14 protein-coding genes are annotated in these 18223 nt (G+C 61.4%); 3 read left to right on the top strand and 11 right to left on the bottom strand.

What is annotated here, in order from left to right; genetic code table 11:
- Positions 1-2 precede the first annotated feature (2 nt).
- The 3 genes from BLW22_RS04410 to BLW22_RS04420 all read right to left on the bottom strand — a co-directional run bounded on the left by BLW22_RS04410 (position 3) and on the right by BLW22_RS04420 (position 4723).
- Positions 3-1253, bottom strand: coding sequence for an OprD family porin (locus BLW22_RS04410; protein WP_065928275.1), 1251 nt, complete (start codon positions 1251-1253; stop codon positions 3-5).
- Between the two features lie 148 nt (positions 1254-1401).
- Positions 1402-3015 (bottom strand): J domain-containing protein, encoded by a 1614-nt coding sequence (locus tag BLW22_RS04415; RefSeq protein WP_065928274.1) that lies wholly within the window; start codon positions 3013-3015, stop codon positions 1402-1404.
- 10 nt (positions 3016-3025) lie between these two features.
- The gene (locus tag BLW22_RS04420) at positions 3026-4723 is read right to left on the bottom strand and encodes a molecular chaperone HscC (RefSeq protein WP_074844328.1); all 1698 of its coding nucleotides are present in this window, start codon (positions 4721-4723) and stop codon (positions 3026-3028) included.
- Between the two features lie 342 nt (positions 4724-5065).
- Between BLW22_RS04420 and BLW22_RS04425 the strand changes: the two genes are divergently transcribed.
- Entirely contained in the window at positions 5066-6049 is a 984-nt protein-coding gene (locus tag BLW22_RS04425) for a hypothetical protein (RefSeq protein ID WP_074844331.1), read from the top strand.
- Between the two features lie 85 nt (positions 6050-6134).
- Here the strand turns inward: BLW22_RS04425 and adeC are convergent, their stop codons facing one another.
- From adeC to BLW22_RS04440, 3 genes are read right to left on the bottom strand one after another with little or no spacing between them, the layout of a single operon-like run.
- Positions 6135-7592 carry an AdeC/AdeK/OprM family multidrug efflux complex outer membrane factor gene (adeC, locus tag BLW22_RS04430; RefSeq protein ID WP_027604394.1) on the bottom strand — a complete coding sequence of 486 codons (1458 nt, stop codon included), beginning with the start codon at positions 7590-7592 and terminating at the stop codon, positions 6135-6137.
- Positions 7589-10750, bottom strand: coding sequence for an efflux RND transporter permease subunit (locus BLW22_RS04435; protein WP_065928270.1), 3162 nt, complete (start codon positions 10748-10750; stop codon positions 7589-7591). The genes adeC and BLW22_RS04435 overlap by 4 nt, the downstream gene beginning before the upstream one ends.
- Positions 10751-10753: 3 nt before the next feature.
- Complete coding sequence (locus BLW22_RS04440; RefSeq protein WP_065928269.1) at positions 10754-11902, bottom strand: efflux RND transporter periplasmic adaptor subunit; 1149 nt, start codon at positions 11900-11902, stop codon at positions 10754-10756.
- A 285-nt stretch (positions 11903-12187) separates the two neighbouring features.
- On the opposite strand from BLW22_RS04440, the gene BLW22_RS04445 reads away from it, so the two are divergent.
- On the top strand, positions 12188-12820 hold the full coding sequence (locus BLW22_RS04445) for a TetR family transcriptional regulator (RefSeq protein WP_027604391.1): 633 nt from the start codon (positions 12188-12190) through the stop codon (positions 12818-12820).
- Between the two features lie 295 nt (positions 12821-13115).
- Here the strand turns inward: BLW22_RS04445 and BLW22_RS04450 are convergent, their stop codons facing one another.
- From BLW22_RS04450 to BLW22_RS04460, 3 genes are read right to left on the bottom strand one after another with little or no spacing between them, the layout of a single operon-like run.
- The gene (locus tag BLW22_RS04450) at positions 13116-14171 is read right to left on the bottom strand and encodes an alkene reductase (protein WP_027604390.1); all 1056 of its coding nucleotides are present in this window, start codon (positions 14169-14171) and stop codon (positions 13116-13118) included.
- Positions 14172-14199: 28 nt separating this feature from the next.
- Entirely contained in the window at positions 14200-15366 is a 1167-nt protein-coding gene (locus BLW22_RS04455) for an MFS transporter (RefSeq protein ID WP_074844333.1), read from the bottom strand.
- A gap of 13 nt (positions 15367-15379) precedes the next feature.
- Positions 15380-15706 carry an ArsR/SmtB family transcription factor gene (locus tag BLW22_RS04460; RefSeq protein ID WP_027604388.1) on the bottom strand — a complete coding sequence of 109 codons (327 nt, stop codon included), beginning with the start codon at positions 15704-15706 and terminating at the stop codon, positions 15380-15382.
- A gap of 154 nt (positions 15707-15860) precedes the next feature.
- On the opposite strand from BLW22_RS04460, the gene BLW22_RS04465 reads away from it, so the two are divergent.
- Positions 15861-16445: an acyl carrier protein phosphodiesterase gene (locus BLW22_RS04465; protein ID WP_074844334.1), complete on the top strand. Its 585-nt coding sequence runs from the start codon at positions 15861-15863 to the stop codon at positions 16443-16445.
- A gap of 50 nt (positions 16446-16495) precedes the next feature.
- Here the strand turns inward: BLW22_RS04465 and BLW22_RS04470 are convergent, their stop codons facing one another.
- Together BLW22_RS04470 and olsB are read right to left on the bottom strand one after the other, a co-directional pair.
- The gene (locus BLW22_RS04470) at positions 16496-17287 is read right to left on the bottom strand and encodes a lysophospholipid acyltransferase family protein (protein ID WP_065928266.1); all 792 of its coding nucleotides are present in this window, start codon (positions 17285-17287) and stop codon (positions 16496-16498) included.
- Positions 17287-18042: an L-ornithine N(alpha)-acyltransferase gene (olsB, locus tag BLW22_RS04475; RefSeq protein WP_027604385.1), complete on the bottom strand. Its 756-nt coding sequence runs from the start codon at positions 18040-18042 to the stop codon at positions 17287-17289. Before olsB ends, BLW22_RS04470 begins: the two co-directional genes overlap by 1 nt.
- Positions 18043-18223: the final 181 nt, after the last annotated feature.

Here is an 18223-nt window from a genome sequence, read left to right on the forward strand (position 1 = left end):
GATTACAGCAGACTTATCGGGTAACTGACTATCAACCGGTTTTCATCGAACTCATTGTTGCTGTAGTCGCGGCGCATGCTCGAATTGCGCCAGCGCACCATAAGGTTTTTCACCACGCCGCTCTGTACGGTGTAGCCCAATTCGCTTTCGCGACCCCATTCCTTGCCGTCGGTGATGGTGCCGGTGTGCACGTTGCTGCCGCTGATATAGCGGTTCATCAGGGTCAGGCCCGGTACGCCGAGGGCGGCGAAGTTGTAGTCGTGGCGCACCTGCCAGGATTTTTCCTCGGCGTTGTCGTAACTCGAGTTGTAGCTGTCGTTGGCCAGGGTGCCGCCGCTGGTGCCGTTGACGCGCATCCACGCGCTGTTGCCGGTGAGTTTTTGCAGGCCGACGTAAAAGGTGTTGCCGCCATACTTGGCCGAGAACAGACCGGACCAGGTTTTGTTGTCCAGGTCGCCGGCGCGGGCGCTGCCGTCGTCCTTGCCGTAGAAGAACCCGAGGTTGGCGCCCAGGGTCCAGTCGCCCAGGGGCTGGCTGTGGATCAGGTTGACGAACTGCTGGCTGTAGATGTCCTTGAGCTGGGCGTTCCACACGCCGACCTGGGTGCGTTTGTCGTTGAAGGCGTACTCGCCGCCCTGGAAGTTGAAGCGGTCCGAGGTGAACGCGGTTTTGCCGACCATCGACATGTCCGACATGCTGCTGTCGTCGCGCGGGCTGTTGGCGCGGAACTGGCCGCCGTACAGGGTCAGGCCGTCGATTTCCTTCGAGGTGATCTGCCCGCCGCGCAGGGTTTGCGGCAGGGAGCGGCCATCGTCGGCACGCAGGATCGGCAGCACCGGCATCCATTCGCCGACCTTCACTTCGGTCTTGGAAATACGCGCCTTGAACGCCACGCCGAGACGGCCGAATTCATCTGCAGGGCGGCCATCGTGGTCCAGCGGCAGCAATTGGGTGCCACCGGTACCGCGCCCGCCATCGAGCTTCAACGAGTACAGCCCGAGCACATCCACACCGAAACCGACGGTGCCTTGGGTAAAGCCGGACTTGGCGTCGAGGATGAAACTCTGTGTCCACTCCTGCGCGCCACCCTGGGTTTTGGTGGGGTTGGTGAAATTGCGGTTGAAGAAGAAATTACGCAGGTTGAGGTTGGCGCTGGCGTCCTCCAGAAAACCGTGTTCTTCGGCGACGACGGGCATGGCAAGACTGGCGATAGCGGTGGCCAGCAGGAGCCGGCGCGGGTGAAAGGTGCTCATGGTGGTGGACCTGTTGTTATTGGGTTTATGCAGGTGGCGGCCATGGTGCGGGGCGGTGCGGGGGCGGTTCAATCGGGGCAGGGCGGGTTGTGGGCGATGATCGAACGCAAGTTGCCGGGCGCACAGGCCCGGCCCCGGCATTGCGGGGTTATCGCTTGGGCAGGTCGAAGTGGGTCCAGGGCACAGTCGGCAGGTAGTGTTGCGCAGCTACGATCAGCGCCACCATCACCACCAGGAACACCCCTTGCAGAGGGCTCCAGAAGGCCCAGTGCAGGCCGTTCAGCCAGGGGTAGCCTTCGGCGAACTTCTGGCTCATATGACCGATGCGTTTTTTGTGCAGCAGGTTGATCAGCAGCGCGCCGGCATAGGTCACCGCACCCAGTACACCGAGCATCAAGCCGCAGGCCACCAGCATGATCGCCTGCGGTACGCCGTGGCGAATCACCAGCCAGTAGTCGTTGGGGTTGATTCGCTTGGGGATCAGGTACTGGCTCAGCCACACATCCAGCACCCGATAGGTTGAACTCATCCCGGCCCACATTTGGGTGACGCGAAAGCCAACGGCCGCCGGCACGAACGCCATCAGCATGAAAATGACCAGCGACATCCCGTCCATTCTGTCTGGCTTATCGTGGGCGATGCTCAGGCCAAGCCCCAGGGCGAAGACGGCCCATAGCCGGATAAACACCTGGGTGTAGATCGGCCGGGGCACGAATTTGCGCCAAAAGAACAGGTCTGTTTGAGGCAGGCGCTCGACCAGTTGCGGATAGCGCCAGGTCAGTGTTTGCGCCAGGTGCTGGCAGGCGTTCCACTCGTTCTCGCCAAACCCATCGATCAGGCGTTTGTGTTGCGTGGCGGACATCGGCGTCAGCAGCAGGCGTGCGGCCAGGGCATCGGCTGATGTGCGCCGCGTGTCCTGGGCCTTGTCCTGCAAGTTGGCGTAGAAACTTTCCTGCTCGCAACGCGACACCAATTCGCGCCACATCCACGCCGGTTCCGGGTAGACGCCTTTCTGGTCGTCCCAGCCGAATGCCTGGCACACCCGCTCGAACAGCGGCACGCTCCACTGGGTGTCATGCAGCAGGTGCAGGACGATGCGCTGCCACTGCTGTTGCAGGTCGAACACCCGCAGCCAGGGTTGGTCGTTGTACTGCGTGAGCTGGGTGATGAACTCGCGCTCGGCCTTTTGCTCCAGCAGTTCCTGCAGGGTGCGGCGGTAGTCTTGCAGCAGCTCGCCGGTCAGCGCTTCGTATTGCCAGGACGTCATCGCCACCTGCTGCCAGGGGGTCAGCCATTCCAGGTGTTGCGCGGCCCAAGCGGCGATGGCGCTGCGTTCGCCCGGTGCTTCGAAACAATGGCGCAACAGGCCGGCCTGGAACGCATCGGTGCAGCCCTGTTGCCGAGCCTGGGCCCAGCGCTCGTCGAGGTTACGCGCGTTAAGGCCGTCGAGCAGTGCCTGGGCCGGGTCCGGTGTGGGGGCGTCGAAGGGCGCCGGGCTGACGGGGCTGATGTCCAGCAGTTCGGCCAGGTCATTCAGGTTGGCGTAGGCCGCTTCGGCCACGGGCGCCTGGACGGGTTCTGCCTCTTCGTTATCCGCTCGCCAGCGTGCTTCATTCAGCGCGTGTTCATAGGCCTCGCGCAGGCGTTGGAAGCCTTGGGCGTCGTCGTCCGGGCGGCAGTTTTTCAGCAGACGCGCATAGCTGCGCTTGATGGTGCGCTCGTCGGCGTCCTCCGGCAGTTGCAGTACGGTCCAGCAATCCATCGGTGTGCCCTCAGCGCCAGAACCCGTTGTCGAGTTGCTCAAGTTGACGGCTCAGTTCGCTGCGGGCGTCGCGGATGCGGCGTTCGTCCTGGGTGTCGAGTACCTGCTGGAACTGCGCCGCCCAATGGCCGAACTGTTCGCGCAGCTCGCCGAGGTTTTCCTGGTAGAGCCGTTCGAGGCGGGCGACGAGCACGGTATTGACCTGCTGGTCGCGTGGGTGGACCTTCAATTGCGCCAGGGCCTGCAGGCGTTGCTGGATCTCCTGCGGGTTGAGCACGCCGGGGTTGTTCTCGATCACCAGCGAATGCTGCTCGCCGGTCAGCGGGATATTCACCTGGGCTTCCAGCAGGCCGTTGTTGTCGTAGGTGAAACGCACGTCCAGGGAGACTTCACCGGCCTTGCGCTTGGGCACCGGAATATCCAGTTGGCCCAGCTCGATGTTGTCTTTGACCAGGCGGCTTTCGCCCTGGTAGATCTTCAGCAGTACGTGGGCCTGGTCGTCGTGCAGGGTGACCACGCTTTTGACCCGGCTGACCGGCACGCTGCTGTTGCGTTCGATCAACGGCAGGTAATGGCCGCTTTCGATATGGCCGCCGTATTGGTTGGAGGTTTCGATGCCCAGGGTGTAGGGGCAGACGTCGGTCAGCACCACTTCTTCGAGGGCCGCGGAACGGGCCTTGAGGGCGGCCTGGATCGCCGCACCGTGGGCGACCACCTGGTCGGGATCGAGGCTGATGGAGGGAAAGCGCCCGAACAGGCCGGCGGCGAGTTTGCGCACCAGCGGCATGCGTGTGGTACCGCCCACCAGCAGGATTTCATCCAGGTCGCCGACCCGAATCCGTGCATCGCGCAGGGCGCGTTCGATCGGCGCGCGCAGGCGTTCCAGCAGCGGCGTGTAGAGCTTGGCCAGTTCCTGTTGGGTGATGGTTTTCAGCCATTGCTGGCCGTCGACACGCAGGGCGAACTCGGCGCTGTCGTCCTGGCCCAGGGCTTTGCGTACGCGCTCGGCTTCGCGGCGCAGGGCTTGCAGCACCGTGCTGGTGGGCGGGAAACCCGTGGCGTTACGTTGGCTGTCGACAAAGTGTTCGAGCAACAGGGTGTCGAAGTCTTCGCCACCGAGAAAGTTGTCGCCGGCGCTGGCACGCACTTCCATTACCCCATCGAACAGCTCGATGATCGACACGTCGAAGGTGCCGCCGCCAAGGTCGAAGACCAGGAATGAGGTTTCTTTATCCCGCTGATGCAGGCCGTAGGCCAAGGCCGCGGCGGTCGGTTCGTTGATCAGTTTCTCAACGCTGAGCCCCGCCAGTTCACCGGCGATGCGTGTGGCCTTGCGTTGGCCGTCGCTGAAATAGGCGGGCACGCTGATCACCGCGTCGGTGACGGTTTGACCGTAGGTACGCTCGATGTCCTCCTTGAGGCTCTTGAGCACCAGGGCAGAGAGTTCTTCGGGGCGGAACGAGCGGTCGCCCAGGCGCACTTCGGTGGCGCTGCCCATGTAGCGCTTGAACAGCGAGGTGGTCAGGTGCGGGTGGGTGTGCAGGCGCTCCTTGGCGGCCTGGCCTACCAGGACACGGCCTTGGTCATCCAGCCCGACCACGCTGGGGGTCAGCAACTGGCCCAGGGCATTGGGCACCATTTCGGCGGCATCGCCGCGCCAGACGGCTGCGAGACTGTTGGTGGTCCCCAGGTCGATTCCTACGATCATTACGACAAGCTCCCTCTGTGGTCTGTAAGAATCTGTTACCAATTTTACCCTGAAAGCTTGAGCGGAAAGCAAGGCGGGAGACTGTTCTTACAAGCGGGCTTATTGTAGTTGGCAGGCTTGTTGTGGTGAGCGGGCTTGCCCCGCGCTGGGGCGCGAAGCGGCCCCAAATCCTGCCAATGCGTTCTGCCTGAAAGAACGTGGCGCCTGCATCAGGGCCGCTTCGCGCCCCAGCGCGGGGCAAGCCCGCTCACCACGGAGAGTGTCCAACCTGTCAGCCTTATGCTTAACCGCTTCTGCGTCTACTGTCAGGGTTGACAGTAGATGACCCGTTTTTGAAAGCCTATGTTCAAGGCGGTGGCAGTATTTTTGCTGGTGCTCAAGGGAGAAGTGCTCATGAGCTTTGGAACAGAAATGGGTGAGTTTTTAACCTCGTCGAATACGTTCAACGCGGACCTGATCTTTGGGAATAAAAAGAAGATTCCGATTACATTCGACACATTCGAGTTGATCTATATCGAGGGTTCTCAGTTTTTCATTCGTTTAGGGTTTGAGGGTAATCCGGGGTCCAGAAATGAACTGACTCTTGAGGCTAAAGAGTTGAAAGCAGGCCAGACCTATCCGATCCGGCCGCAAGACCCTGGAATCAGGACAACCTTTGCCTTCGGAGCACGCATCGAGTATTTCCCGGCGGAATATTCGGGGTTCCTGACCGTTGACCGTCTTGAATACAAGGACGGCCATCTGGCGCTGAGCATGCAGTTCTCCATCTACTTCGAGCCACAGGGCAAGGGCGATATGGAAGTCGTTTGCCATGCCCTTCAAATCACCTGCGCGTTAGCAAACCACCGCGCAACGGGTAAGTTTGTACCCAAGCACCGAGCGCAAGTGAAGGTTCCAGTTTTTTGTGAGATCGACGCCAGTGTCGATGGTAGTTATGACCCCATCGACCTGGGTGATGTATTTTTCGTGATCTACTCAGACTCGAGTTATTTTATTCAGTGCTTGCCCCGTCATGGAGGTGATCGTGCGTCCCTTGAGTTTGCAGGGAGTGCCTTGAAAACCTTTACTGATTATCCAATCACAGCGCCTGGGGGGGCGCCAGAAAGTGTTGATACGCTTCTTATTATGCGGCCTGAATTCTCATACGGGTTTTCTGATCCGACGGGTACATTCCGCGTAAGGCGCACTGAAGATTCAGAGGAAGGGTTCTGGTTTATCGCTGAGTTTAATTTCTCACTCACTGCCCGCAATGCCGATGGAAGAGAAATCGAATATAAAATTACGAGCCTTAGGTTTCAGGTGCAAGTCAGTGAATTGAGAACTTAACCTTGGCACCCAGCCTTTAAAATATCGCGGGCCATAAAAAACCGCCTCCTGATAAGGGAGGCGGTTTTTGTTTATTGCGGCGCTATCAGAACAACTTCAACGCCGGTGCTTCTTCTTTCAACGGCTCGTTCTTCGCGGTCTGCTCGTTCCAGCCGCCGCCGAGGGCCTTGTACAGGTTGACCTCGCTGGTCAGCTGCGCCAGGCGGTCGGTGATCAGCGATTGCTGGGCACTGAACAGTTGGCGCTGGGCGTCGAGGAAGGTCAGGTTGCTGTCGACACCGATGCGGTAGCGACGCTCGGCCAGGCGGTAGTAATCCTGGTTGGCCGCGACGAAGCCACGCTGGGCCTCCAACTGCTGCTTGTAGGTCTCACGCGCGGCGAGGCCGTCGGAGACTTCCTGGAAGCCGGTCTGGATCGCCTTCTCGTAGTTCGCCACGTTGATCTCTTTCTGGATCTTCGAATAGTCCAGGCTGGCGCGCAGGCTGCCGGCGTTGAAGATCGGGATGTTGATCTGCGGGGCGAACGACCAGGTGCCCGAACCGCCTTTGAACAGGCCGCCCAGGGTAGGGCTGGCGGTACCGGCGCTGGCGGTCAGGCTGATGCTCGGGAAGAACGCTGCACGGGCCGCACCGATGTTGGCGTTCGCGGCCTTGAGGTTGTACTCGGCCTGCACGATGTCTGGACGACGTTGCAGCAGGTCGGAGGGCAACCCGGCTGGTACGTCGCTGAGCAGGTCATCCGACAGCGGCTTGCTGGCGATATTCGCCGGCAGGCCGGTGCCCAGCAGCAGGGTCAGGTTGTTTTCGTCCTGGGCCACCTGGCGGGTGTAGCGTGCCAGTGCCACGCGGGCATTTTCCACCGAGGTGCGCGCCTGGCTGAGGTCGAGGGCCGAAGCCACGCCGACTTCATTGCTGCGCGAGGTCAGCTTGAAGCTCTGCTCGTACGCGCCGAGGGTGTCCTGGGTCAGCTTGAGCAGTTCCTTGTCGGCCTGCCAGGTCAGGTAGGCATTCGCCACGCTGGCCACCAGGCTGATCTGGGTGCTGCGCCGTGCTTCTTCAGTGGCGAAGTACTTTTGCAGCGCTTCTTCACTCAGGCTGCGCACACGACCGAACAGGTCCAGTTCATATGAACTGATCCCGAGGCCGGCCGAGTACTGGCTGGTGATGGTCGATTCGCCGGTCTGTGACAGCTTGGCCGGGGTGCGCGAACGGCTGCCGCTGCCCGTGGCCGATACGGCCGGGAACAGGTCGGCACGCTGGATCTGGTACTGCGCCGCATACGCGTCGATGTTCAGCGCCGCGACACGCAGGTCACGGTTGTTCACCAGCGCGGTCTGGATCAGCTGTTGCAGGGCAGGGTCATGGAAAAACTGCTTCCAGCCCTGCTCGGCAGCGGCCTGGCCCGGCGCCTGGGCCGACGAATACGCCGGCCCCTGTGGGAACTGAGCTGCCACCGGCGCTTCAGGGCGCTGGTAGTCAGGGATCAGCGAGCAGCCACTGAGCACGAATGCGGTGACGGCTAAGGAAAGTAGCGACTTGCTCATTGGCCAGCCTCTTGAGGAGTTTGCTTAGGTTCAGTCTTGTTACGTTCGCCCATGGCGGACACGCTCGCGAAGAACAGTGGCACCCAGAAGATCGCCAGCACCGTGGCCGTGATCATACCGCCAATTACACCGGTACCGATTGCGTGCTGGCTGCCTGAGCCGGCGCCCGAGGAGATCGCCAGCGGCAACACGCCGAGGACGAACGCCATGGAGGTCATGATGATTGGCCGCAGGCGCATCCGCGAGGCCTCGATGGCCGCCTCGACGATGCCTTTGCCTTGCTCGTGGAGTTCCTTGGCGAACTCCACGATCAGGATGGCGTTCTTCGCCGCCAGGCCCACCGTCACCAGCAAGCCCACCTGGAAGAACACGTCGTTGGACAAGCCGCGCATGCTGGTGGCGATCAACGCACCCACCACGCCCAGTGGAACCACCAGGATCACTGCGATCGGGATCGACCAGCTTTCGTACAGCGCCGCGAGGCACAGGAACACCACCAGCAGCGACAGCGCATACAGTGCCGGCGCCTGGGAGCCGGACAGGCGTTCTTCATACGACAGGCCCGTCCAGGCGTAGCCCACACCCGCCGGCAGCTCCTTGGCGATGCGTTCGACTTCGGCCATGGCGTCACCGGTACTGTAGCCCGGTGCCGGGGTACCGAGGATTTCCATCGCCGCTACACCGTTATAACGCGAGAGCTTCGGCGAGCCATAGATCCACTTGCCCGAGGCGATGGCCGACAACGGCACCATCTTCCCGGAGTCGCTGCGCACGTACCATTTGTTCAGGTCTTCCGGGGACATCCGGCTGGCGGCTTCACCCTGCACGTAGACTTTCTTCACCCGACCACGGTCGATGAAGTCGTTGACGTAGCTGCCACCCAAGGCAATCGCCAGGGTCTGGTTGATGTTGGACAGCGTGATGCCCTGGGCGCTGGCCTTCTCGTCGTCGACGGTGAGCTCGTATTGCGGCTCATCGTTCACGCCGTTGGGGCGCACACCGGCCAGGATCTTGCTCTGGGCAGCCATGCCCAGGAACTGGTTACGCGCCGCCATCAGCTTTTCATGACCGACACCGCCCTGGTCTTGCAGGAACACGTCGAAACCGGTGGCGTTACCGAGTTCCAGTACAGACGGCGGCACAATGGCAAACACCATGGCGTCCTGGAAGGTCTGCATGAAGTAACCCTGGGCACGCTTGGCAATCTCGAACACCGAGGTGGACGAGTCGCGCTCATCCCACGGCTTGAGCATCACGAAGGCCAGGCCCGAACTCTGGCCACGACCGGCGAAGTTGAAGCCGTTCACGGTAAACACCGATTTCACGCCTTTGCCTTCGCCTGGTTCGCCTTCCTTGTCATTGAGCAGATAGGCGCGCATGTCGTCGATGACTTTTTGCGTGCGTTCAGCCGAAGAACCTACCGGGGTCTGCACCTGGGCAAAGATCACGCCCTGGTCTTCATCGGGCAGGAACGCAGCCGGGATGCGCATGAACAGCCAGATCATGCCGGCGATGATCAGGGCGTACACCAGGAACGCCGGGATCTTGTGCTTGATCATGTTACCCACGCCGCGCTCGTAGCTCAGTACGCCACGGTCGAAGGTGCGGTTGAACCAGCCGAAGAAACCACGCTTGGGTTGGCCGTGTTTTTCCGGGTCGATCGGCTTGAGCATGGTGGCGCACAGGGCCGGGGTGAAGATCAGGGCAACCAGTACCGACAACGCCATGGCCGAAACGATGGTGATGGAGAACTGTTTGTAGATCACACCGGTGGAGCCGCCGAAGAACGCCATCGGCAACAGTACCGCCGACAGTACCAGGGCAATACCCACCAGGGCGCCCTGGATCTGGCCCATGGACTTGACCGTCGCCTCTTTCGGCGACAGGTGCTCCTCGGCCATTACCCGCTCGACGTTTTCCACCACGACGATGGCGTCATCCACCAGCAGGCCGATGGCGAGGATCATGCCGAACATGGTCAATGTGTTGATGGTGAAACCGAACGCCGCGAGGATCCCGAAGGTACCCAGCAGTACCACCGGTACGGTCATGGTGGTGATGATGGTGGCGCGGAAGTTCTGCAGGAACAGGAACATCACCAGGAACACCAGCACGATCGCTTCGATCAGGGTGTGCACCACACCGGAGATCGATTCGGTCACGACCGGGGTGGTGTCATACGGCACCACCGCCTTCATGCCAGGCGGGAAGAACGGTTCCAGGGACGCCACGGTGGCACGGATGGCCTTGGCGGTGTCCAGGGCGTTGGCGCCCGACGCGAGCTTGATCGCCATGCCGGAAGCCGGGTTGCCGTTGAACTGCGCGCTGATGCTGTAGTTCTGGCCGCCGAGTTCGATACGCGCCACGTCACGCAGGCGAACCTGGGAACCGTCGGCATTGACCTTCATCAGGATGTTGCCGAACTGCTCAGCCGTCTGCAGGCGGGTCTTGCCGATGATGGTGGCGTTCAGCTGGTTGCCGGGCAGGGCAGGCAGGCCGCCCAATTGACCGGTGGCCACCTGGACGTTCTGTGCCGAGATGGCCGTGCTGACATCCACCGGCGTGAGCTGGAAGTTGTTCAGCTTGGCCGGGTCCAGCCAGATACGCATGGCGTACTGCGAACCGAACACCTGGAAGTCACCCACACCTGCGGTCCGGGAAATCGGGTCCTGGATGTTGGAAACGATGTAGTTGGACAAGTCATCCTTGGTCATGCTGCCGTCTTCCGACACCAGGCCGATCACCATCAGGAAGTTCTTTACCGACTTGGTTACGCGGATACCCTGTTGCTGCACTTCCTGCGGCAGCAGTGGGGTCGCCAGGTTCAGCTTGTTCTGCACCTGCACCTGGGCGATGTCCGGGTTGGTACCCTGGTTGAACGTCGCGGTGATGGTCATGCTGCCGTCGGAGTTACTGTCCGAGGCCACATAACGCAGGTTGTCGATACCGTTGAGCTGTTGCTCGATGACCTGCACCACGGTGTCCTGCACGGTTTGTGCGGACGCGCCTGGGTAGGTTACCTGGATGTCGATGGCGGTTGGCGCGATGGCCGGGTATTGGTTGATGGGCAACTTCAGGATCGACAGTGCCCCGACCAGCATGATCACCAGGGCAATTACCCAGGCGAAAATGGGACGGTCGATAAAAAATTTCGACATGGATTACTCCCCTTGGCCAGGCGCGGCAGCAGGAGCAGCGGCGGAACCGGCGGGCTTGGCGTTGTCAGCCTCCTTGACCTTGACCTCCACACCCGGCTTGACGTACTGCAGGCCTTCGGTGATCACGCGGTCACCGGCGTTCAGGCCTTTCTCCACCAGCCAATAGGCGCCGGCGGTGCGGTTGGCCACCAGTACACGCTGCTCGACCTTGTTGTCGGCGTTGACCACCAGCGCCGTCGGGATGCCCTTGAGGTCGCGGGTCACGCCTTGCTGTGGCGCGAGGATCGCCTTGCTGTTCACGCCGGCTTGCAGTTGGGCGTGTACGAACATGCCCGGCAGCAGGGTGTGGTCAGGGTTGGGGAACACTGCGCGCAGGGTCACGGAGCCGGTGGTCTGGTCGACCGAGACTTCGGAGAATTCCAGCTTGCCGTCCTGGCCGTAGTCGCTGCCGTCTTCCAGGGTCAGCTTGACCTTGGCGGCATTGGCGCCGGCTTTTTCCAGTTGGCCGCTTTCCAGGTCGCGGCGCAGTTTCAGCATTTCAGCCGAAGACTGCGTGACGTCGACGTAGATCGGGTCCAGTTGCTGGATTACCGCCATGGCATCGGTCTGGCCATTGCTGACCAGCGCGCCTTCGGTCACCGAAGAACGACCGATACGCCCGGAGATCGGCGCGAACACCTTGGTGTAGCGCACGTTGATCTGGGCGGTTTGCACGTTTGCTTCCGCAGTCATGCGGTTGGCCACGGCGGTGTCGTATTCCTGGCGGCTGACGGCTTGCTCATCGACCAACTGCTTGTAGCGGTCGGAGATGGACTTGGTCTGGGTCAGGCTGGCTTGTGCGCTTTTCAGCGTGGCTTCATAGACCGACGGATCGATCTGATAGAGCTGCTGGCCTTCCTTCACATCCGCGCCTTCCTTGAACAGGCGCTTGAGGATGATGCCGTTGACCTGCGGGCGAACTTCCGCGATGCGGTAGGCGGTGGTGCGGCCTGGCAGCTCGGACGTCAGGGTATAGGCTTGCGGTTGAATGGTGACCACGCCGACCTGAGGGGCTTGAGCGGGCGGAGCCGCTTCTTCCTTTTTACATCCGCTGAGCAGCGATGCCAGGGCGACGGCAGTGACCAGAGCGGTAACAGCTGGCTTAAGTTGCATGAAGATCCTCGGGTCAGGCGCGCAGGGTGCGCACAAGAAGTGTGGAAGGGTAAAAAACAAGCTGTGAGTGGATAAGTAGCTTGCTACGCAATATACTTACGTTCATGGTTGTTTGTAAACTCTTGACAGGCTTCGCGGATTGTTGACAACGCAGGCCAAAAGTCTCGATTCCATTACGTTCGGCGCCCATGACGGTGTCGTCCCACAAATATTCGGATGATCGTTAACATCTATTAACACTGCGTTAACGATAGTCTCAGGTGTCCTGATTGAGGTTGTACTGCCATGGTTCGTCGCACTAAAGAGGAAGCTCAGGAAACGCGCAGCCAAATTCTCGAAGCCGCCGAGCAAGCCTTTTATGAGCGCGGCGTTGCACGGACGACGCTGGCGGATATCGCTGCGCTGGCCGGTGTCACGCGGGGCGCGATTTATTGGCACTTCAGTAATAAATCCGATCTGTTGCAGGCCCTGCTGGACACGCTGCATGAGCCACTGGACGAATTGGCCAGGGCCAGTGAAAGCGAGGACGAGGTTGACCCGTTGGGGTGCATGCGCAAGCTGCTGATTCATTTGTTTCATCAGGTGGCCCTGGACCCGAAAACCCGGCGCATCAATGAGATTTTGTTTCATAAGTGCGAATTCACCGATGAAATGTGCGACATGCGCCGTCAGCGCCAGACCCACAGCCTGGAATGCAACCTGCGCATCGGCCTGACACTGCGCAACGCGGTCCATCGCGGGCAACTTCCGGAAAACCTCGACACCACCCGTGGCGCAGTGTGCATCCATGCCTACATCAACGGGCTGATTGGCCAGTGGCTGCTGGTACCCGACAGCTTCCAGCTACATCAGGAAGCCGAACGCTGGGTGGATGCAGGGCTCGATATGCTGCGCCTGAGCCCCAGCCTGCGCAATTGAGACAAAATGCGTAATTGCATCAGGTTGTGTCAACAGTAAAGCCTAAGGACCGTCAATCGTCCTTCTGCCTGATGGGGGGGGTGACTTTATATACGGGCTGGCGGACGGTTGATACATAGCCGCCTAAGTATTTTGTAGGGATTTTGTTGCAAGGCTGTTAAGGAGTGTTTCCCAGGGCAACAATGTGGGAGGGGGCTTGCTCCCGATGGCAGTGGTTCAGTCAACACATACAGTGACTGACGCACCGCCATCGGGAGCAAGCCCCCTCCCACATTTGGTTTCGCGTGTCGGGCGATTACAGCGGCAGCGTCGGGTAATCGATGTAGCCCACCGGGCCCTGGCCGTAGAAGGTTTCCGGATGCGCTTCGTTCAGTGGCGCATCGGCTTTCAGGCGTGCTGGCAGGTCCGGGTTGGCAATGAACGGCACACCCCAGGCCACGGCGTCCGCTTTGCCTTCGGCCAGCCAGGCATTGGCACTGTCCTTGGTGAAACGTTCGTTGGCGATGTACACGCCGCCAAAGGCTTTTTTCAATTGAGGACCGAGGCTGTCCGCACCTGCCTTTTCACGGGAGCAGATGAAGGCGATACCACGCTTGCCCAGCTCGCTGGCGACGTAGGTGAAGGTCTCCTTCAGGTTGTCGTCGCCCATGTCGTGGGCATCGGCGCGCGGTGCCAAATGCACACCCACACGGCCAGGGCCCCAGACCTCGATGGCCGCATCGGTCACTTCCAACAGCAGGCGTGCACGGTTTTCCAGGGAGCCACCATAGTTGTCGGTGCGCTTATTGGTGCTGCTTTGCAGGAACTGGTCGAGCAGGTAGCCGTTGGCGCCGTGGATCTCCACGCCATCAAAGCCTGCGGCCTTGGCGTTCTCGGCACCGGTGCGGTAAGCGTCGACGATGTCGGCGATTTCAGCGGTTTCCAGGGCGCGCGGCGTCGGGTAGTCGGCCAATGGGCGCACCAGGCTGACGTGGCCTTTAGCCTGGATCGCGCTCGGCGCCACCGGGGTTTCGCCGTTCAGGTAGGACGCGTGGGAAATGCGGCCGACGTGCCACAGTTGCAGGAAGATCTTGCCCCCTGCGCCATGCACGGCCTTGGTGATATTGGCCCAGCCGCGCACCTGGTCGTTGGACCAGATGCCCGGCGTGTCCGGGTAGCCCACGCCCAGCGGTGTCACCGAAGTGGCTTCGCTGAGGATCAGCCCGGCGGAAGCGCGTTGCACGTAGTACTCGGCCATCAGCGCGTTGGGTACGCGGCCGGCATCGGCACGGCAGCGGGTCAGCGGTGCCATGATGATGCGGTTCGACAGCTCCAGGTCGCCCAGTTTGATCGGATCGAAAATAGTCGTCATGGGAAAACACCCTTCTCTTTGAAGTTGATCAGTGGGTCGCAGGGGCCAGGTCGGCATCGCCGCCCTGACGGAAAGTAATCAGGGTTACCAGCAGCGCCAGGATCGCCAGGGCCGCTGCCGCCAGAGGCACGCTGCTCAGGCCGAAACCGTGGGCAATCACGCTGCCGCCCACCCAGGCGCCGAGGGCGTTGCCGATGTTGAAGGCGCCGATGTTCAGGGTGGACACCAGGTTCGGCGCGGCCTTGCCGAAGGTCACCACGTTGATCTGCAGCGCGGGTACGGCGGCAAATGAAGCGGTGGCCCAGAGGAACAGGGTGATCTCGGTCGGGATCACGGCGACGCTGGTCCAGGTCAGCGCGGTGGACACCACCGCCATACTGATAAACACGCCGATCAGGGTGGCTGCCAGGCGTTTGTCCGCCAGCTTGCCGCCGATGATATTGCCCACGGTGAGGCCCAGGCCGATCAGCAGCAGGGTCCAGGTCACGCCTTTGGGCGACACGCCGGTGACATCGCCGAGCAGCGGCGCAACATAGGTGAAGAGGGTGAACATGGACGCGGCGAACAGCGCGGTCATGCTCAGCGACAACCAGATGCCGGCACCCTTGAGGGCGGCCAGTTCGGCGCGCATGTCGAGTTTTTCTTCGTCACGCTTGGCCGGCAGGAAGCGGATCAGGCCGATCAACGCCACCACCCCAATCACCGTCACCGCCCAGAAGGTCGAGCGCCAGCCGGCTTCCTGGCCCAGCGCGGTGCCCAGTGGCACACCAAGCACGTTGGCCAGGGTCAAACCGGTGAACATCAGGGCCACGGCCGAAGCGCGCTTGTTGGCCGGCACCAGGTTGGCGGCGACCACCGAACCGATGCCGAAGAACGCGCCGTGGCACAACGCGGTGACCACACGGGCAAGCATCAGCACGTTGTAGTCACTGGCCAGGGCGCAGAGCAGATTGCCGATAATGAAGATGCCCATCAACGCTACCAGGGCCGCCTTGCGGGGCAACCTGGCGGTGGCCAGTGCCATGAACGGCGCACCGATGGCCACGCCCAGGGCATAGCCGGTGACCAGCCAGCCGGCGCCGGGAATCGACACGCCGAGGTCCGCCGCCACATCGGGCAGCAGGCCCATGATCACGAACTCGGTAGTGCCGATGGCGAAGGCGCTCAGGGCCAGGATGAGTAGCGAGAGGGGCATTATCGTTTCCTTGTTACAACGTCGCGCTGATTTCAGCGCTGAGTTCAGTGGTAAGCGCCGCGAGGAAGGCTTGGATCACTTCCTCATTGCGCTTGAAAAAGTGCCACTGCCCGGCCTTCTGGCTGCTGATCAATCCCGCCCGTTGCAAGGTGGCCAGGTGGGCCGACACGGTCGACTGGGACAAGCCGCAGCGCTGGTCGATCTGCCCGGCACAGATGCCGTATTCGTGGTTGTGCACTTGCTCGGGGAACTGCACTTTCGGGTCTTTCAGCCAGGTGAGGATGTCTCGTCGTACTGGGTGCGCCAGGGCTTTTATTATTTCGTCGAGGTCGATGGACATGGCAGGTGCTCGGTGTCGTAAAGCGTTATATCGCGATGAGGCGAACTTTAAATCGTTATATCCCGATATACCAATATGAATTTGCTCTGAGCTCAGGCTGAATCGGTATATCGGGTTATAACGATACGTTGGCGCCAGTGCTAGACTGCGCGGCATGAATTATCTCGCACATCTGCACCTGGGCGGCCAACTTCCTGCGCAACTGCTGGGCAGCCTGTACGGCGACTTTGTCAAAGGCCGCCTGCTGGGCCAGTTCAGCCCGCCAATCGAAGCGGCGATCCAGTTGCATCGCTCGATCGACCGCTTCACCGACAGCCACCCGTTGGTGGGCAAGGCGTTGTCGCGCTTCAGCCTGACCCGCCGGCGCTATGCCGGGATTGTCCTTGATGTGTTCTTCGATCACTGCCTGGCGCGGGATTGGGCGCTGTACGCCGACCAGCCCCTGGAGCACTTCACCTCGCAGGTGTACCGCGTGCTGGCGGCCGAACCACAGTTGCCGGGGCGGCTGGCGCAGATAGCGCCGTATATGGCGGCGGATGACTGGTTGGGGTCGTACCGCGAGTTTGCGGTGATGGAGCCGGTGTTGCGCGGGATTTCGCGGCGGCTGACGCAGCCTGAGACATTGGGGTATGCGATGCAGGAGTTGCGGGTGTTGTATGAGCCGCTGAGTGAGGACTTCCGGATCTTCTACCCCGAACTGCAAGCCTTCGCGCATAACCACCTGACAACACAAAGCTAAAATGTGGGAGGGGCGGTGCGACCCTCCCACATTTGAACTGTGTTCACATCTCAGGCTGCAAAAGCCGGTCGAGCATGCACTTGTTCAGTCTCCGGCACCGGCCCAAACAACGCCTTCTGCACCGCCTGCTGCGCCTGGAACGCCAGCGCCGCACGCTCCTGCCCGGCGCAGGCAATCGGCTTGAGCACATGGATTTCCACATCGCCCTGGTCATTGCCGAACAGGCGCATCAGGTGCGAGAGCAAATCGTCATCGCCAATGAACGGTGCCAGCGGGTCGACCTGCCCATTGCGCAGATAACGGATGGCCACCGGTTGCAGCGACACATCCGCGTCAATCGCACTGGCCAGCAAGCGCCCGTGGAAGGTGCGCAGGCTGCGGCCGTCGGTGGTGGTGCCTTCGGGGAACATCAGCAGCGGGTGCTGTTGTTCCAGGTGGCGGGTCATCTGCTTGCGGATCAACTGGCTGTCGCCCGAACCGCGACGGATAAACAAGCTACCGGCCTTGGCCGCCAACCAGCCGGCCACCGGCCAGGTGCGCACTTCGGCCTTGGACAAAAACGACATCGGCGCCACTGCGCCCAGCAACGGAATATCGGTCCAGGACACGTGGTTGCTCACCCACAGCATGGGCTGGGTCGGCAACTCGCCGTGCACTGTCACGCGAAAGGGCAGGGCGTTGGTCAGCCGCGCCATGAAAAACCGCGACCAGCGTTGGCGCCGCACCATCGAGTTGGCCACGCCCAAGCGTTCGAACACGCCAAACACACTGGCCATGCTCAAGCCCAGCGCCACTACCACCAGCACCCGGGCGATGCGCCCGTACACGCGCAGGCGGCTCATCACATGGCCGCCTTGAAGTGGCGCGCATAGCGCGGGCATAGCTCATCGCGCTTAAGCAGGATGAACACGTCGGCGACCTGGAAATCCTCATCCCAGCACGGTTCGCCGCAGATCTTCGCACCCAGGCGCATATAGGCCTTGAGCAGTGGCGGCATCTCGGCGATTACGTTGGTCGGCAGGTCCAGCGCCGGCAGCGGTTTTTTCGGTTCGGCGCGCAGGTGTTCGTTGCACAGGTAGCGTTCGCGCAGGCGCTGCATGATCGCGTGGGCCTGGATGCCGCCGTCGTGCATCGGGATGCTCGCGCAGCCCATCAGGTAGCTGTAGCCGCCCTGGTTGAGCACTTCGGCCAACTCGCCCCACAACACGGCGATGGTGCCGCCGTTGCGGTAGGCCGGGTCGACGCAGGTGCGGCCGATTTCCAGGATCGGGCCCTGCAGATGCAGCAGGCCATGCAGGCTGAATTCTTCTTCGCTGTAGAACCGGCCCAGGGTGCTGGCGGCCTGGTGGTCGAGCAAACGGGTGGTGGCGACGAGTCGACCGCTGTTCAAGTCCCGCACGCCGATGTGGCTGCAGTGAACATCATAGTCATCCATGTCCAGGCCGTGTTCCGCGCCTTTCAGCTTGGCGTTGAACTCGCCGCTGAAGACGTTGAAACGCAGGGCCTGGGCTTCCTGCAAAGCCTTGGCGCCAACCAGGCGTTCGGCTTGCAGACGGCGTTCATTGCCGGTGTCGCTGATGCGGGCGATCTGAGTCATGGCGAATCTCCGAGTGCCAGCCACGTTTCGGCCGGTCGACTTTGTTGTCCAAAGTCAGGCTATGTAGCCCCGGTGTCATCTCCATGAAGTTATGGTGACGCTTGGATGACAGGGTCTCTGTAGCAAATCTGTCATTGCCCTCGGCTAGGCTCGCGGGCTTGAATGCTCCCTTGAGTGTGTG

It is taken from the genome of Pseudomonas marginalis (assembly GCF_900105325.1).
GTDB classification, from domain to species: Bacteria; Pseudomonadota; Gammaproteobacteria; order Pseudomonadales; family Pseudomonadaceae; genus Aquipseudomonas; species Aquipseudomonas marginalis.

Excerpts from the sequence above, each read along its gene's own strand:
- adeC (WP_027604394.1), bottom strand. The coding sequence starts at position 7,592 with ATGAGCAAGTCGCTACTTTCCTTAGCCGTCACCGCATTCGTGCTCAGT.
- BLW22_RS04440 (WP_065928269.1), bottom strand. The coding sequence starts at position 11,902 with ATGCAACTTAAGCCAGCTGTTACCGCTCTGGTCACTGCCGTCGCCCTG.
- BLW22_RS04470 (WP_065928266.1), bottom strand. The coding sequence starts at position 17,287 with ATGAGCCGCCTGCGCGTGTACGGGCGCATCGCCCGGGTGCTGGTGGTA.
- BLW22_RS04465 (WP_074844334.1), top strand. The coding sequence starts at position 15,861 with ATGAATTATCTCGCACATCTGCACCTGGGCGGCCAACTTCCTGCGCAA.
- BLW22_RS04415 (WP_065928274.1), bottom strand. The coding sequence starts at position 3,015 with ATGGATTGCTGGACCGTACTGCAACTGCCGGAGGACGCCGACGAGCGC.
- BLW22_RS04425 (WP_074844331.1), top strand. The coding sequence starts at position 5,066 with ATGTTCAAGGCGGTGGCAGTATTTTTGCTGGTGCTCAAGGGAGAAGTG.
- olsB (WP_027604385.1), bottom strand. The coding sequence starts at position 18,042 with ATGACTCAGATCGCCCGCATCAGCGACACCGGCAATGAACGCCGTCTG.
- BLW22_RS04420 (WP_074844328.1), bottom strand. The coding sequence starts at position 4,723 with ATGATCGTAGGAATCGACCTGGGGACCACCAACAGTCTCGCAGCCGTC.
- BLW22_RS04460 (WP_027604388.1), bottom strand. The coding sequence starts at position 15,706 with ATGTCCATCGACCTCGACGAAATAATAAAAGCCCTGGCGCACCCAGTA.
- BLW22_RS04435 (WP_065928270.1), bottom strand. The coding sequence starts at position 10,750 with ATGTCGAAATTTTTTATCGACCGTCCCATTTTCGCCTGGGTAATTGCC.
- BLW22_RS04455 (WP_074844333.1), bottom strand. The coding sequence starts at position 15,366 with ATGCCCCTCTCGCTACTCATCCTGGCCCTGAGCGCCTTCGCCATCGGC.
- BLW22_RS04445 (WP_027604391.1), top strand. The coding sequence starts at position 12,188 with ATGGTTCGTCGCACTAAAGAGGAAGCTCAGGAAACGCGCAGCCAAATT.
- BLW22_RS04450 (WP_027604390.1), bottom strand. The coding sequence starts at position 14,171 with ATGACGACTATTTTCGATCCGATCAAACTGGGCGACCTGGAGCTGTCG.
- BLW22_RS04410 (WP_065928275.1), bottom strand. The coding sequence starts at position 1,253 with ATGAGCACCTTTCACCCGCGCCGGCTCCTGCTGGCCACCGCTATCGCC.